Annotated in this window: 15 protein-coding genes; 10 read left to right on the plus strand and 5 right to left on the minus strand. The window is 70.5% G+C overall.

The window, feature by feature from the left end:
* Complete coding sequence (locus tag FBY35_RS22840; protein ID WP_142215858.1) at positions 1–1146, minus strand: 8-amino-7-oxononanoate synthase; 1146 nt, start codon at positions 1144–1146, stop codon at positions 1–3.
* A 145-nt stretch (positions 1147–1291) separates the two neighbouring features.
* On the opposite strand from FBY35_RS22840, the gene bioB reads away from it, so the two are divergent.
* The 5 genes from bioB to FBY35_RS22865 all read left to right on the plus strand — a co-directional run bounded on the left by bioB (position 1292) and on the right by FBY35_RS22865 (position 5793).
* Positions 1292–2473, plus strand: a complete 1182-nt coding sequence (bioB, locus tag FBY35_RS22845; protein WP_142215859.1) for a biotin synthase BioB — start codon at positions 1292–1294, stop codon at positions 2471–2473.
* Positions 2466–3761: an adenosylmethionine--8-amino-7-oxononanoate transaminase gene (locus FBY35_RS22850; protein ID WP_142215860.1), complete on the plus strand. Its 1296-nt coding sequence runs from the start codon at positions 2466–2468 to the stop codon at positions 3759–3761. Before bioB ends, FBY35_RS22850 begins: the two co-directional genes overlap by 8 nt.
* Positions 3762–3999: 238 nt before the next feature.
* Positions 4000–4713 carry a dethiobiotin synthase gene (bioD, locus tag FBY35_RS22855; protein ID WP_142215861.1) on the plus strand — a complete coding sequence of 238 codons (714 nt, stop codon included), beginning with the start codon at positions 4000–4002 and terminating at the stop codon, positions 4711–4713.
* Positions 4714–4718: 5 nt separating this feature from the next.
* Complete coding sequence (locus tag FBY35_RS22860; RefSeq protein WP_142215862.1) at positions 4719–5057, plus strand: VOC family protein; 339 nt, start codon at positions 4719–4721, stop codon at positions 5055–5057.
* 49 nt (positions 5058–5106) lie between these two features.
* Positions 5107–5793, plus strand: coding sequence for a class I SAM-dependent methyltransferase (locus FBY35_RS22865; RefSeq protein WP_142215863.1), 687 nt, complete (start codon positions 5107–5109; stop codon positions 5791–5793).
* Here the strand turns inward: FBY35_RS22865 and FBY35_RS22870 are convergent, their stop codons facing one another.
* Positions 5794–6165, minus strand: coding sequence for a fic family toxin-antitoxin system, toxin component (locus FBY35_RS22870; RefSeq protein WP_142215864.1), 372 nt, complete (start codon positions 6163–6165; stop codon positions 5794–5796).
* Between the two features lie 34 nt (positions 6166–6199).
* Positions 6200–6490, minus strand: coding sequence for an antitoxin (locus FBY35_RS22875; protein WP_260848792.1), 291 nt, complete (start codon positions 6488–6490; stop codon positions 6200–6202).
* A 146-nt stretch (positions 6491–6636) separates the two neighbouring features.
* Between FBY35_RS22875 and FBY35_RS22880 the strand changes: the two genes are divergently transcribed.
* The 5 genes from FBY35_RS22880 to FBY35_RS22900 all read left to right on the plus strand — a co-directional run bounded on the left by FBY35_RS22880 (position 6637) and on the right by FBY35_RS22900 (position 13035).
* Entirely contained in the window at positions 6637–7437 is an 801-nt protein-coding gene (locus FBY35_RS22880) for an ABC transporter ATP-binding protein (RefSeq protein ID WP_142215865.1), read from the plus strand.
* A 7-nt stretch (positions 7438–7444) separates the two neighbouring features.
* Positions 7445–10009, plus strand: coding sequence for an ABC transporter permease (locus FBY35_RS22885; RefSeq protein ID WP_142215866.1), 2565 nt, complete (start codon positions 7445–7447; stop codon positions 10007–10009).
* 82 nt (positions 10010–10091) lie between these two features.
* On the plus strand, positions 10092–10520 hold the full coding sequence (locus FBY35_RS22890) for a GNAT family N-acetyltransferase (RefSeq protein ID WP_142215867.1): 429 nt from the start codon (positions 10092–10094) through the stop codon (positions 10518–10520).
* 167 nt (positions 10521–10687) lie between these two features.
* Entirely contained in the window at positions 10688–12025 is a 1338-nt protein-coding gene (locus FBY35_RS22895; protein WP_142215868.1) for a hemolysin family protein, read from the plus strand.
* On the plus strand, positions 12022–13035 hold the full coding sequence (locus tag FBY35_RS22900) for a hemolysin family protein (protein WP_142215869.1): 1014 nt from the start codon (positions 12022–12024) through the stop codon (positions 13033–13035). The genes FBY35_RS22895 and FBY35_RS22900 overlap by 4 nt, the downstream gene beginning before the upstream one ends.
* Here the strand turns inward: FBY35_RS22900 and FBY35_RS38115 are convergent.
* Together FBY35_RS38115 and FBY35_RS22910 are read right to left on the minus strand one after the other, a co-directional pair.
* Positions 13032–13385: a holin gene (locus tag FBY35_RS38115; protein WP_222123180.1), complete on the minus strand. Its 354-nt coding sequence runs from the start codon at positions 13383–13385 to the stop codon at positions 13032–13034. The two genes, FBY35_RS22900 and FBY35_RS38115, sit on opposite strands and share 4 nt — an antisense overlap.
* Entirely contained in the window at positions 13361–14365 is a 1005-nt protein-coding gene (locus FBY35_RS22910; RefSeq protein ID WP_142215870.1) for a maleylpyruvate isomerase family mycothiol-dependent enzyme, read from the minus strand. The genes FBY35_RS38115 and FBY35_RS22910 overlap by 25 nt, the downstream gene beginning before the upstream one ends.
* Between the last annotated feature and the right edge of the window lie 39 nt (positions 14366–14404).

A 14404-nucleotide genomic window follows, 5' to 3' on the forward strand; every position in this document is an offset into this window, starting at 1 on the left:
TCAACTGACCGGCGCGGCCTCGATGATCGTCGTCGTGGCCCGCTCGATCTGCTGATCCGTCAGATCGGCCCGCGCCGTGAGCCGGAGCCTGGAGATACCGTCCGGTACCGACGGAGGGCGGAAGCAGCCGACCACGAGCCCGGCCGCACGGCAGTCCGCCGCCCAGCGCAGAGCCGCCTCCGGCGACGGCGCCTGTACGGAGACCACGGCGGCATCGGGTCGTGCGGCGGTGAGTCCCGCGTCCGTGAGCCTGCGGTGCAGCGTCGCGGCGACAGCGCGGGACCGGTCCGCCAGCGCCGGTTCGCGGCGCAACAGCCGCAGGCTCGCCAGGGCCGCTCCTGCCGCCGCCGGGGCCAGGCCGGTGTCGAAGATGAACGTACGGGCCGCGTTGACCAGATGGTCGATCACCCGGGCCGGGCCGAGGACCGCTCCGCCCTGGCTGCCCAGGGACTTGGAGAGCGTGAGGGTGGCGACGACACCGTCGGCGCCCGCGATGCCCGCGGCGTTCAGGGCTCCCCGGCCGCCTTCCCCCAGTACGCCGAGCCCATGGGCGTCGTCGACGAGCAGAGCGGCTCCGTACTCACCGCAGGCCTGAGCCAGATCGGCCAGCGGTGCGGCGTCGCCGTCAACCGAGAAGACCGAGTCGCTGACGACGAGTGCCCGCTGCCCCGGGTGCGTATGAAGTGTCTTGCGTACGGCGTCGACATCCGCATGCGGGACGATCTCGGTTTCCGAGCGCGAGAGCCGGCAGCCGTCGACGATCGAGGCATGGTTGGCCGCGTCGGAGACGATCAGCGCGCCGCGGCCGCCGAGAGCGGTCACCGCGGCGAGGTTGGCGGCATAGCCCGAAGAGAACACCAGCGCCGCCTCGGAGCCGCAGAAGGCTGCCAGCTCCCGCTCAAGATCGGCGTGGAGGGCGGTGCTGCCCGTGACCAGCCGGGAGCCGGTCGCCCCAGCGCCCCAGCGGCGGGCCGCCTCGGCCGCGGCGCCGGTGATCTCCGGGTGGCGGGTGAGGCCCAGATAGTCGTTGCTGGCGAGATCCAGCAGCTCGGACTCGGCGGTGCGCGGCCGGAGCGTGCGTACGAGGCCCGCGCGCTCACGGCGGCGCGACTCGTCGTCGATCCAGGCGAAAGGATCCTGGTGCATGGTGGTCCGGTCCTTTTGTAGGCAGCGCACAGACCCTAGCCGGGGTCACTCGAGGAGCGGATGTGGCCATGCACACACCTCAAACATGCTCTGTTGTGGAGTTCCTCCTTGGCCCTGGCGCATGCCGTAGGTAAGGATCAGCGCCATGGACCTGCTGAACACGCTGGTGGACAAGGGGCTGCGGCGCGAGCTGCCGACCCGTGAAGAAGCGCTCGCCGTGCTGGCGACCTCCGACGACGATCTGCTCGAAGTGGTGGCCGCGGCCGGCAAGGTGCGCCGCCAGTGGTTCGGGCGACGGGTGAAGCTGAATTATCTCGTCAACCTGAAGTCGGGGCTCTGCCCCGAGGACTGTTCGTACTGCTCGCAGCGGCTGGGCTCCAAGGCCGAGATCCTCAAGTACACCTGGCTGAAGCCGGACGAGGCCTCACAGGCGGCGGCCGCCGGTGTCGCGGGTGGTGCCAAGCGGGTCTGCCTGGTCGCGAGCGGCCGCGGTCCGACGGACCGGGATGTGGACCGCGTCTCGAAGACCATCGAGGCGATCAAGGAGCAGAACGAGGGCGTCGAGGTCTGTGCCTGTCTCGGACTGCTCTCGGGCGGACAGGCGGAGCGGCTGCGGGCCGCCGGTGCCGACGCGTACAACCACAACCTCAATACGTCCGAGGGGACATATGGGGACATCACGACCACGCACACTTTCGCCGACCGCGTGGACACCGTGCATCAGGCGCAGGCCGCCGGACTCTCCGCCTGCTCCGGCCTGATTGCGGGCATGGGCGAGAGCGACGAAGACCTGGTCGATGTCGTCTACTCGCTGCGCGAGCTCGATCCGGACTCGGTGCCGGTGAACTTCCTGATCCCCTTCGAGGGCACCCCGCTGGCGAAGGAGTGGAACCTCACTCCGCAGCGCTGCCTGCGGATTCTCGCCATGGTGCGGTTCGTCTGTCCCGATGTGGAGGTGCGGATCGCCGGTGGCCGCGAGGTGCATCTGCGCTCGATGCAGCCGCTCGCGCTCAACCTCGCCAACTCGATCTTCCTCGGCGACTATCTGACCAGCGAGGGCCAGGCCGGCAAGGCCGACCTCGACATGATCGCGGACGCCGGCTTCGAGGTGGAGGGCACGGACACCACGACGCTGCCTGAGCACCGTGCGGACGCCCTGGCCGGGGACGGCTGCGGTTCGCACTCCGGATCCGGCGGGTGCGGACCGTGCGGGGACGGCGAGCCCGCCGCGGCCGAGGCGCCCGTCGCCGAGGTCCCCGCTGCGCGCACGGATCTGGTGGCCGTACGCCGCCGTGGAGCGGGCACGGATCTCGCGCCCAATGCCTGAGTCCGCCTGCACCCCCGGCGAGCTGCTGGACCTGGACCGGGCGCACGTCTGGCATCCGTACGGCCCGATGCCGGGCCGCACGGACCCGCTGGTCGTGGAGTCCGCGTCCGGAGTACGGCTGCGGCTCGCCGAACCGGTCCACGGACAGCGTGAGTTGATCGACGGCATGTCGTCCTGGTGGTCGGCGATCCACGGCTACAACCACCCGGTCCTCAACGAGGCCGCGCACGACCAGCTGGGGCGGATGAGCCATGTGATGTTCGGCGGGCTCACCCACGAGCCCGCCGTCCGGCTGGCCGCGAAGCTGGTCGAGATCACTCCCGAACCGCTGCGCCACGTCTTCCTGTGCGACTCCGGTTCGGTCTCGGTCGAGGTCGCGGTGAAGATGTGCCTGCAGTACTGGCGCTCGGTTGGCCGGCCGCGCAAGCAGCGGCTGCTGACCTGGCGCGGCGGGTACCACGGCGACACCTGGCAGCCGATGTCGGTGTGCGACCCCGAGGGCGGGATGCACGAGCTCTGGTCCGGGGTGCTGCCGCGGCAGGTCTTCGTGGGTGCGCCGCCGGCGGATTTCGACGAGTCGTACGCGCAGGAGCTGCGCGAGGCCGTCGCGCGGGACGCGGACGAGCTGGCCGCGGTGATCGTGGAGCCGGTGGTGCAGGGGGCGGGTGGGATGCGGTTCCACTCCCCCGCGTATCTGCGCGTGCTGCGGGAGGCGTGCGACGAGCACGGGGTACTGCTGGTCTTCGACGAGATCGCGACGGGGTTCGGCCGCACAGGCACTCTGTTCGCGGCGGAGCAGGCTGGGGTCTCCCCCGATGTGATGTGCCTGGGCAAGGCGCTGACCGGCGGCTACCTGTCGATGGCGGCGACGCTGTGTTCGACACGGGTGGCCGAGGGCATCTCGCGCGGTGAGGTCCCCGTGCTGGCGCACGGCCCGACGTTCATGGGCAATCCGCTGGCGTCGGCGATTGCGTGCGCCTCGATCGATCTGCTGCTCGCGCAGGACTGGAAGCAGGAGATCAAACGTCTGGAGGCGGGCCTGCGGGACGGCCTCGCGGCGGCCGCCGGGCTGCCCGGTGTAAGGGATGTCCGCGTCCTGGGCGGGATCGGCGTCGTGCAACTGGACCACGAGGTGAGCATGGCGGCGGCGACGGAGGCGGCGGTGCGCGAGGGAGTGTGGCTGAGGCCGTTCAGGGACCTCATCTACACGATGCCGCCGTATGTGACAGGGGACGAGGATCTGGCGCGCGTGTGCGGTGCGGTGACCGCGGCGGCGGCCGCGGGCTGAGGCCGGGGGCCAGTTCTCCCTGGTGAAGAAGTAAGCGGGGCTGACGCCCCGCACCCCGGCGCCCGGTTGCAGCCTCGCGCCGCACGGCACGGCGCGCGCCCCTGCCGGGAGACCTGGCGCCGGGAGGCGTCACGGAGCGCCTGGCTCGCGGCGCGAGGCGGCGGGGGCAAACTGGCACACGGCGCAGGCCGGGTCGAGCCCCCGTCGTACAACCGATACAGAAAGGCAGCGCACAGCCATGGCAGTCATCGTCGTCACCGGGACCGGGACCGAAGTCGGGAAGACCGTCGTCACCGCCGCCGTCGCCGCGGCGTTTCGTGCGCATGGCCGGTCCGTCGCCGTGGTGAAGCCCGCGCAGACCGGGGTTGCCGTCGGGGAAGACGGTGATGTCGCCGAGGTGGTGCGGCTCGGCGGGGACGTGGTCGGGGTCGAGCTGGCGAGGTTTCCCGAGCCGCTCGCTCCTGCGACCGCCGCGCGGCGGGCCCAGATGGCGGCCGTCCGCCCCGCGGACGTGGTCGAGGCCGTGGAGAAGCTCGCCGCCGAGCATGACCTCGTACTGGTCGAGGGGGCCGGCGGGCTGCTGGTGCGTCTCGACGAGGACGGGGCGACCCTCGCCGACGTGGCCCGGCTGCTGGGCGCGCCCGTGCTCGTCGTCGCGGCGGCCGGGCTCGGCACCCTCAACACGACCGCGCTGACCGCGGAGGCCCTGCGCGCGCGGAAGTTGGAGCAGCTCGGTGTGGTCGTCGGGAGCTGGCCCGTCGAGCCGGATCTGGCCGAGCGGTGCAATCTCGCGGACCTGCCCGAGGCCGCCGGGGCGCCGCTGCTCGGAGCCGTGCCTCAGGGAGCGGGCGCACTGCCGCCCGCCGAGTTCCGTGCCCGCGCCGGGAGTTGGCTCGCGCCACGGCTCGGCGGCGCGTGGGACGTGGAGGCATTCGCCGCGGCCGTAGGCTGAATCGCGTGCGAGCCCGTGTCCAGGAGATCGTCTTCGACTGCCATGACCCCGCCCGCCTGGTGCGTTTCTGGGCGGCCCTGCTCGGCGGTGACCCCGCCGACCGGAGCGTGGACTGGTCGTACATCGATCCGCCCGGCTTCGTCCGCGTCGCCTTCCAGCGTGTGCCTGAGGGCAAGTCGGCCAAGAACCGGCTCCATCTCGATCTCGATGCGGGCGATGTCGACGAGGCCGCGGACAAGGCGGTCGCGCTCGGCGCCGTACGGCTGGGACCGGCCGTCACCGACGAGTACGGGCGCTTCCAGGTGCTGAGGGATCCCGAGGGCAACGAGTTCTGCTTCGTGTGACCGGGGGGAGAATGGCGGTGAGTGTCCCGCAGTCCCGAGGAGGCCCGCCATGCCCCGGAGCAGCACCAAAGTGCCGCAGTACGCAGTTCACCATCCTCTCTTCGCCCGTTTCTACGCCAGGTTCAGCGTGGCGGCCGACAAGAACGCGGGGATCATGGCGTGCCGCGAGGAGCTGCTGTCCGGTCTCTCCGGCCGGGTCATCGAGATCGGTGCGGGAAACGGTCTGAACTTTGCGCACTATCCGGCGGCCGTCTCCGAGGTTGTGGCACTCGAACCCGAGCGCACGCTGCGGCACTTGGCGACGCAGGCAGCGAGGCGCACCGAGGTCCCGGTGGATGTGGTGCCGGGTGCCGCCGAGGCGCTGCCGGTCAAGAGCGAGGCTTTCGACGCCGCCGTGGCGTCGCTGGTGCTGTGTTCCGTACGGGATCTGCCGCGCGCGCTCGGCGAGATCAAACGGGTCCTGCGGCCGGGGGGAGAGCTGCGGTTCTTCGAGCACGGCCTCGCCGGGACGAAGGGCATGGCCACAACCCAGCGCGCGCTGGACCGCACCGTCTGGCCGCTGTTGTTCGGCGGGTGTCACACGGCGCGGGACACCGTCGCCGCGATCGAGGCGGCGGGCTTCGAACTCGGCGTGTACCGCAGGCTGCAGATCCCCGAGCGGGGCCTGCGGCTGCCGCCTTCGTCGTGTGTGCTGGGGGTGGCGCGGCGGCCGTTCGTCAGCGACCCGCTGCGGTGATCAGTGGCTCCACTGCCGCAGCTCCTCGGCGATGGTCCGCACGTCTGCCTTGCTTTCCTTGACCAGGCGCGCCAGATCCCGTACCTGCACGGGCGAAGTGACGACCTTCAGGCCGCAGGCGACCAGATAGCCGTAGGCGACGGCGGAGGCGAACATCGCGTTGGAGTGCTCCAGCGCCGGTACGTGGAGGAGCAGCTGAAGCAGGGAGGCGGCGCGGGCGTGCGGGTCGTTGTAGACGGGGATGCCGAATATCTCCGCCTCGTGACGGCCGACGGCGGCGACGAGCGCCCCCCAGTCGGCGACCTGTGGATCGCCGGGGGTCTTGTGTTCGGCGACCATGAGCAGCCAGGCAAGGTCGATCGAGAGGTTCATACGGTGCGCGGCCGCTCCGGAGTCGTCGTCCGGTTCACCGCCGGCCCTTGCCCTGTTCCTTGGTGTACCCGGCGCCGTGCTCCGTGCTGTGCTCCTTGCTGTGCCCGGCGCCGTGCTCCGTGCCGAACTCCTCGGCGAACACGGACTCGTACTGCTTCATGAAGTCCGACGCCGCCTCGACGAAGGTGCGTCCCACCTCGCCCGCGTCCTGCTTGACGAGCTCCTCGATATAGCGGTTCACGCTCATCCCGCGCTGCGTCGCCCGCCGGCGCGCGGCCTGAGCGGTTGTCTCGTCCACTCTCACGTTCAGCTGAGTCTTCGCCACACCATCAAGCTAGCGTGCCAGTGCTAGCACCGGCAAGAGGGCCATCGCGTGTCCCTTACATCGACCCCGAGGACCGGACCTAGGATGGATGCCGACACTCCCCCGCCCGCTCTACCCTCCCCTCCTGTACGGGAACCGGAGCGGCCATGACACCGGAGGCGGCCTTGTCAACACCTGCCACTGCACCCACCCACGAGCAAGCAGCGGATGTACCGCTCGCGGCCAGGGCGCGGGCTCTGACCAAGGCATACGGCACCGGCGAGACGACCGTACGCGCCCTGGACGCCGTCGATGTCGACATCGCGCGCGGGCGGTTCACCGCGGTCATGGGACCCTCGGGCTCGGGCAAGTCCACACTGATGCACTGCCTGGCCGGTCTCGACACAGTCTCCGCCGGCCAGGTCTGGCTCGGCGACACGGAGATCACCGGACTGAAGGAACGCGAACTGACCCGGCTCCGGCGGGACCGGATCGGCTTTATGTTCCAGGCGTTCAACTTGCTGCCCACCCTGACCGCCGCCGAGAACATCACGCTCCCGATGGACATCGCCGGGCGCAAGCCCGACCGCGAGTGGGTGGAGCAGGTCATCGACACTCTCGGGCTTCGCGACCGCCTGGGGCACCGGCCGTCGGAACTGTCCGGCGGACAGCAGCAGCGCGTGGCCTGTGCCCGCGCGCTGGCCTCCCGGCCGGAGCTGATCTTCGCGGACGAGCCGACCGGAAATCTCGACTCCCGTGCCGGGGCAGAGGTGCTCGCCTTCCTGCGTGATGCCGTCGACCGGCTGGAGCAGACGGTGGTGATGGTGACACACGACCCGGGCGCCGCCGCCCACTCCGACCTGGTTCTGTTCCTTGCGGACGGAAGCATCGTCGACGTCATGCCGGACCCGACAGCAGAGGCGGTACTGGAGCGTATGAAGCGCTTCGACGCCCTGCGCAAGAGCTGAGGACACTGTGCTCAAGGCAACGCTGCGGAGCTTCTTCGCTCACAAGGGCCGACTACTGCTGTCGGCACTGGCCGTACTGCTGTCCGTGGCCTTCGTCAGCGGCAGTCTGATCTTCTCGGACACCGTCTCCCGTACCTTCGACCGGCTCTTCGCCTCCACGGCGGCGGATGTCACGATCTCGCCGAAGGAGGGCATCACCGAGAGCGTGCCGACCGGAGTCGTACGGACGGTGCCGGCCTCGCTCGCGGACCGCGTCGCTTCGGTCAACGGTGTCAAGGCCGCCCATGTCGACGTGGCGGTGCAGAACGTCACGGTCGTCAACGACAAGAACGAGGCGGTCGGGCCGACGACCGGCGCACCCACCATCGCCCGCGACTGGCGTCTGTCCGACCGCAGTCCGGTGAAGCTGACCAGCGGCCACGAGCCGAGCGGTCCGGGCGAGGCGCTGCTCGACAAGGACACCGCCGACAGGAAGAAGCTGGGCATCGGGGACACGCTCACCGTTCTCGCGCAGCCCGGTTCGTTCAAGGTCAAGGTTGTCGGGATCGCGACCTTCACCACCACCAACCCCGGTGCCGCGCTGGTCTTCCTGGACACCCCGACCGCCCAGACCAAGCTGCTGGGCCGGACCGGTGTGGCCACCTCGGTGTCGGTCGACGCGGCCGAAGGCGTGAGCGACACGGCGCTCAAACAGCGGATCGCCGCCCAGCTGGGCGACACGTTCGAACTGAAGACCGCGGAGGAGCAGGCCGAGTCGGCCGCCGCCCAGCTGGGCCCGTTCCTCGATGTCATCAAGTACGTGATGCTGGGCTTCGCGGGCGTCGCCGTACTGGTCGGCGTCTTCCTGATCGTCAACACCTTCTCGATGCTGATCGCCCAGCGCACCCGCGAGCTGGGTCTGCTGCGGGCGCTCGGCGCCGACCGCCGCCAGGTACGCAATTCCGTCCTCACCGAGGCACTGCTGCTGGGTCTGGTCGGCTCGACGCTGGGGCTGGCCGCCGGTATCGGGCTCGCGGCCGGGCTGATCGAGCTGATGGGGCTGCTCGGGATGAATCTGAGCGCCGCCGAGATGGTGGTGGGAGTGGCGACTCCGGTGTCGGCGTATGTGGTCGGGCTCGGCGTCACCTTCGTGGCCGCGTATCTGCCGGCCAGGCGGGCCGCCCGGGTGTCCCCCATGGCCGCGCTCGCGGATGCGGAAGTGGCCGGAGCGGGACGGCCGTTGAGGGTCCGGGCGATCGCCGGGGCCGTCGTGGGCGCGGCCGGTGCGGCCGCGCTCGCCGGATGCGCGGTGAGCGAGAAGACCTCGTCGGCGGCATCCCTGCTGGGACTCGGCGTGGTGCTGACGCTGATCGCCACGGTGGTTGCGGGACCGCTGCTGGTGCGCCCCGTGATCCGCGTGCTGGGCGGGGCCTTCCCCAGACTGTTCGGCTCGGTCGGCCGGATGAGCCAGCGCAACGCGCTGCGCAATCCGCGGCGTACGGGCGCCACCGCGGCCGCCCTGATGGTGGGCCTGGCACTGGTCGGCGGACTTTCGATCGCCAGCGCCTCGATGACCAAGTCCTTCGACAACCAGATCGACAAGACGCTGGGCGCCGACTTCGTCGTACAGAACGCCAACTTCCAGCCGTTCCCGCGGGAGATCACCGAGAAGGTGAAGGGCGTCGACAGCGCGGGCACCATTGTGCGGCAGCGCTTCGCGCCCCTCGCGCTGAACATGCCCGACGGCAAGCGGGTCGAGTCGACGGCGTCGGGCTACGACCCGCAGCTGGACGAGGCCGCACACATCACCTATGCGAGCGGGAACACGACGGCCGCGCTGGCGCCGGGCGCCCTCGCGATGGACCGCGATTTCGCCGAGGACCACAAGGTCCGCATCGGCTCGGTCCTGCCGGCCGAGTTCGCGGGCGGACAGAAGGCCCGGCTGACGGTCGGGGCGCTCACCGACATGGACCAGAGCGGCGGGCCCGGGATGCAGGGCGGGCTGTTCATGGGGCTGAGCACCGTCGAGAAGTATCTGCCGGGCGGGCAGGAGGCCGTGCTGTACGTCAACGCCGCGAGCGGCAGTGACGTCAAGGACCTGCGCAAGGCGCTGGAGACGGCCCTCGACCCGTATCCGCAGGTGCAGGTACGCGACCAGGCCGACTACAAGGAGCTGATCCGCCAGCAGATCGCCGTGATGCTCTATCTCGTATACGCGCTGCTGGGGCTCGCGATCGTCATCGCGGTGCTCGGAGTGGTCAACACCCTTGCCCTGTCGGTCGTCGAGCGGACCCGGGAAATCGGACTGCTGCGTGCCATCGGTCTCTCGCGGATCCAGCTGCGGCGCATGATCCGGCTGGAGTCGGTCGTCATCGCGGTCTTCGGCGCACTGCTGGGGCTGGCGCTTGGCCTGGTCTGGGGTGTGGCGGTGCAGCAGGTGCTGGCGCTGGAGGGGCTGAAAGCCTTCGCCGTGCCGTGGGGCACGGTCATCGCGGTGGTCGTGGGCTCGGTGATCGTGGGTCTTGCGGCGGCGGTGCTCCCGGCCCTGCGCGCCTCGCGGATGAACGTACTGGCCGCCATCGCACACGAATAGAAAGTGCGTCACGCGGGCGGCCCGTCTCAAACTGTGGGAAGTCGGTGGCGGGCCGCCGCCGGACCGTGTTTGGCTCCTGGCCATGATCGACGTGCACATACGCCCCGCCATGGCCGGGGAGGCGGAGAGCATCCTCGCCTTCTGGAAGCAAGCGGCCGAGGGTACGAGCATCACGGACGACGTGGACGGGCTGACCCGCCTGATCGAGCGGGACCCGGAAGCGCTGATCCTGGCCGAGTCCGGCGGCCTGCTGGTGGGCTCGGTGATCGCGGGCTACGACGGGTGGCGGTGTTCGCTCTACCGCCTCGCGGTGCTTCCTTCTCACCGCAGGCAGGGGATCTCGACGGCGCTGCTCGCGGCCGCCGAGCGACGATTCCTTACTGCGGGCGGCCGGCGAGGTGACGCCATGGTGCTGGAGGCCAACGAGCGCGCCCAGCGGGCGTGGGCATCGGCCGGGTACCACCGCGAGGACCACTGGCGTCGCTGGGTGAAGCCCTTTCCCCCTGCGTAGGGGCTCCCTTCGACACGGCACGCGGCCCTTTGCCGGTCCTTTACCATGGGTGGACTATCCACTCCCCTGTACGAAAGGTGTGAGCGTCCGCCCATGGGCGAGCCTCCCAGTAGCCGACATCGAGCATTCCTCCTGCCCCTGCCCGATCATGGGACGGAGGTGACCCGATGACCGAAGTGCTCCTGCTCGTCGTGGCAGTGCTGCTCGCGCTCGCCTGTGGCGGCTTCGTCGCAGCGGAGTTCTCCCTCACCACCATCGAGCGCGGGGACCTCGAAGCGGCCGTCGGGCGCGGGGAGCGCGGGGCGGCGAGCGCCCTCAAAGCCGTACGCAGCCTCACCTTCCAGCTCTCCGGCGCCCAGCTCGGCATCACGGTCACCAACCTGGTCGTCGGCATGCTGTCCGAACCCTCGATCGCGAAGCTGATCCGCGGCCCGCTCGAGGCGCTCGGCGTCTCCCCCTCGACGGCCTCCTCGGCCGCGCTTGTGATCGGCACCGGGCTGTCGACGATCGTGCTGATGGTCGTCGGCGAACTGGTCCCCAAGAACTGGGCGATCTCCTCGCCGCTCGCCGTGGCCAAGGTGGTGGCGCCCCCGCAGCGGGTCTTCACGGCCACCTTCAAGCCCTTCATCAGCCACCTCAACAACACGGCCAACCGCATCCTGCGCCGGCTCGGCATGGAGCCGACCGAAGAGCTGGCCTCCGTCCGCAGCCCCCAGGAACTGGTCGCACTCGCCCGCCACTCCGCCAAGAAGGGCGCGCTTGAGGCGGACACCGCGGAGCTGTTCGTCCGCACCCTCAAGCTGTCCGAACTCACCGCGGAGAACGTGATGACCCCGCGGGTCCAGGTCACAGCCCTCGACGTGCAGGCCACCGTCGAGGACGTCGCCAACGCCACCCGCGCCACCGGCCTGTCCCGCTTCCCCGTCTACCAGGGCAGCCTGGACTCCGTCGTCGGCGTCGCGCACATCAAGGACGTGCTCGCCCTCCCGGCCGTGCGCCGTCCGCGCCATCGCGTCACCGAGCTCCTGCGCGAGCCGCTGCTCGTACCGGAGACGCTGACAGTGGACCGGCTGCTCGACCGGCTGTCCGGCAAGAACACCATGGCCGTCGTCATCGACGAGTACGGCGGTACGGCCGGTGTGGTGACGCTGGAGGACATCATGGAGGAGGTCGTCGGCGAGGTGCGCGACGAGCACGATCCGCACGAGACTCCGGACCTGGCCCCGGCCGGCGAGGACGCCGACGGGCGCGCGCTCTGGTCGGCGGACGGTGCGGCGCGCACCGACCAGCTGGAGCGGGTCGGGCTGCGGGTGCCCGAAGGCCCCTACGAAACTCTCGCCGGCCTCATCGCCACCACCTTGGGGCGCATCCCCGCAGAGGGCGACCGGATCGAGCTGGCGGGCTGGCGTCTCGATGTGGTGGACGCTTCCGGGCGGCGGGCGGCCCGGGTGCTGATGCACGCACCGCTCCCCTCGGACGACACCACCGAGGAGGCCGGACGATGACCGCGATACAGCTCCTCATCGGCCTGCTCACCCTGGTCGTCAACGCCTTCTTCGTCGGTGCGGAGTTCGCCATGATCTCCGTACGCCGCAGTCAGATCGAACCGGAGGCGGAAGCCGGGAACCGCAGTGCGCGCAGCGTCCTGTGGGGCCTGGAGCATGTCTCGGCCCTGCTTGCCGCAGCGCAGCTCGGCATCACCCTGTGCACTCTGGTGCTCGGCATCGTCGCCGAGCCCGCCATCGCGCATCTCCTGGAGCCTGTGTTCGACGCGCTGGGTGTGGCACACGGCCTGATCCATCCGATCTCGTTCGTGATCGCACTGTCGCTCGCGACGTATCTGCACATGCTGCTCGGCGAGATGGTGCCGAAGAACATCGCACTGGCCGAGCCCGCGCGCAGCGCGCTGCTGCTCGGCCCGCCGCTGGTCGCGCTGGCCCGGGCGCTGCGTCCGGTGATCTTCACGGTCAACGCCCTCGCCAACGGGCTGCTCAAACTGCTCCGGGTGGAGACCAGGGACGAGGTGACGGCGACCTACTCGGACGACGAGCTGGCGCGGCTGGTCCGGGACGCAGGGGAGGCCGGTCTGCTCGACGACCGCTCGGCCGAGCGGTTGCGCGACGCCCTGGAGCTGGGGCGCCGGCCCGTACGCGATGTGGTGATGCCGGTCGAGCGGGTGGTGTACGCGCAGGTCGGAACGACGCCTGAGCAATTGGAGATGCTGGCGGCCGAGTCCGGGTTCTCCCGCTTCCCGGTGGTGGACCCGGGCGGGCCGATCCTTGGCTATCTCCATGTGAAGGACGCGCTGGACACGACTCCGCGCGATGTGCCGTTCCCCGTCACGGCGCTGCGCCCGATCGCGCGGGTACGGGCGGCGACGCCGCTGGACGACGTACTGACCGCGATGCGGCGCAGCCGTACTCATCTGGCGGCGGTGCTGGACGAGGACGGCACGCCGGAGGGGCTTGTGACGATGGAGGACGTGCTGCGGGAACTGGTGGGCAGGCCCCGCTAGCTCGTCCCGGTGGCGGGAGCGGTGGTGGCCGCGGTGCTCGGCGCGGTGGCGACCCGTTCCGTGGTCTCGTTGAGACCCGGGCCGGGCCGTCCGGCTTCGGCCGCGCCGATCGCGGTGAGTACGGCGAGGAGCGTGGCAACGCCCGCTGTGGCGACGGCGGCCTGCCATTCGACGTCGAAAAGGTTCGTGGCACCGGCGGTCAGGATGGCGACCAGGGACTGGGCGAAGTGCGCACGGCGCGCTCCGCGGTGGCTTTCCAGAAGTCTGCGGTGAACATGCTCTGGACAACTGCGGAACGCGTCGCTCCGAAAGACCGGCGGCAGTATTAGAACGCCGTCGCTGCCAGCCAGGCGTCGAGAACGGCGCGATCGCCGCTGATCGAGAAGCGTGCGTCGTCGGCGCGGTGGCGTCCGTAGACGAGCAGCAGCAGATCGCCCGCCGTTGCCTCGACGCCGGCCGAGGCTACCCGGGCGCTCTTGGTCCAGGCGTAGCCTCCGTCCCCGAAGGTGATCGTCCAGGCGGCACCGGTGTCCCCGGCCGTCAGCCTTACCGAGCCGTCCGCGAGGGCGGCGACCGGCTCGGCGATCCAGGAGTAGTACGGGAGGTTCTCCAGGAACTCCTCAATGCCGTCGGCGGCGGTGCCCGCTGAGATGCGCGGCTGAAGGCCCAGTGCGAGTTCGGCGTCGGCGAGGTGGACGACGGCTTCGAAGAGCAGCCGCCGCGGGAAGAAACGCACCCGCTGATCGGCTCCGTGGGACCACATCGGCGTGTCCGGGTCGACGGCGCGCAGCGTCCTCAGCGTGGCTTCGGCGCTACGGGCGAACCACTGCGGATAGGCCCTTGGGTCGTCGGGAAGTTCGAGTGAGACGTCCCGTGACCAGACGCGCTCGGCGGCCCGGGTCCGCACGAGATGCTCCATCCAGCGATGCGTTGCGCCCCGGTGCTTGACGAGGTCGGCGAGGGTCCAGCCGGGGCAGGTGGGAAGGAGCGTGGCCGGGTCCACGTCCCGTACGGTCTCGACGAACCGGCGCTCCAGATACTCGACCGAGTCGCAGTACAGCTCGTGCTCGTCGTCGTCGAGACCGAAGCGCTCGGGGATCCGCAGCAGATCGTCCCGCCAGGCTCCCCCGGGCCGGCGGGCGGCGCACTGGCGCACCAGCGCGGAGAGGGTCCGGCGGTCCCCGGGCGAGAGGCGCCCGAGCAGAAAGCCGGTGTTCTCCAGCCATTTCACAGCGGTGTCGGGGCCCAGAACGTCTTCGTCACAGGTGTCGATCGTGGTCACCAGATCGGCCAGCGCCTCGGCCAGCGCGTTCAGTAGCGCGTCACTCACAGAGCTCCCCTCCCGGTACGGAACCGACGGACCTTACCG

The sequence above is a fragment of the Streptomyces sp. SLBN-118 genome (assembly GCF_006715635.1).
Classification (GTDB): Bacteria; Actinomycetota; Actinomycetes; order Streptomycetales; family Streptomycetaceae; genus Streptomyces.

What these genes read in the sequence shown, in the direction of transcription:
- FBY35_RS22840 (WP_142215858.1), bottom strand. Translation starts at nt 1,146, where the DNA reads ATGCACCAGGATCCTTTCGCCTGGATCGACGACGAGTCGCGCCGCCGT.
- bioB (WP_142215859.1), top strand. Translation starts at nt 1,292, where the DNA reads ATGGACCTGCTGAACACGCTGGTGGACAAGGGGCTGCGGCGCGAGCTG.
- FBY35_RS22850 (WP_142215860.1), top strand. Translation starts at nt 2,466, where the DNA reads ATGCCTGAGTCCGCCTGCACCCCCGGCGAGCTGCTGGACCTGGACCGG.
- bioD (WP_142215861.1), top strand. Translation starts at nt 4,000, where the DNA reads ATGGCAGTCATCGTCGTCACCGGGACCGGGACCGAAGTCGGGAAGACC.
- FBY35_RS22865 (WP_142215863.1), top strand. Translation starts at nt 5,107, where the DNA reads ATGCCCCGGAGCAGCACCAAAGTGCCGCAGTACGCAGTTCACCATCCT.
- FBY35_RS22870 (WP_142215864.1), bottom strand. Translation starts at nt 6,165, where the DNA reads ATGAACCTCTCGATCGACCTTGCCTGGCTGCTCATGGTCGCCGAACAC.
- FBY35_RS22880 (WP_142215865.1), top strand. Translation starts at nt 6,637, where the DNA reads ATGACACCGGAGGCGGCCTTGTCAACACCTGCCACTGCACCCACCCAC.
- FBY35_RS22890 (WP_142215867.1), top strand. Translation starts at nt 10,092, where the DNA reads ATGATCGACGTGCACATACGCCCCGCCATGGCCGGGGAGGCGGAGAGC.
- FBY35_RS22895 (WP_142215868.1), top strand. Translation starts at nt 10,688, where the DNA reads ATGACCGAAGTGCTCCTGCTCGTCGTGGCAGTGCTGCTCGCGCTCGCC.
- FBY35_RS22900 (WP_142215869.1), top strand. Translation starts at nt 12,022, where the DNA reads ATGACCGCGATACAGCTCCTCATCGGCCTGCTCACCCTGGTCGTCAAC.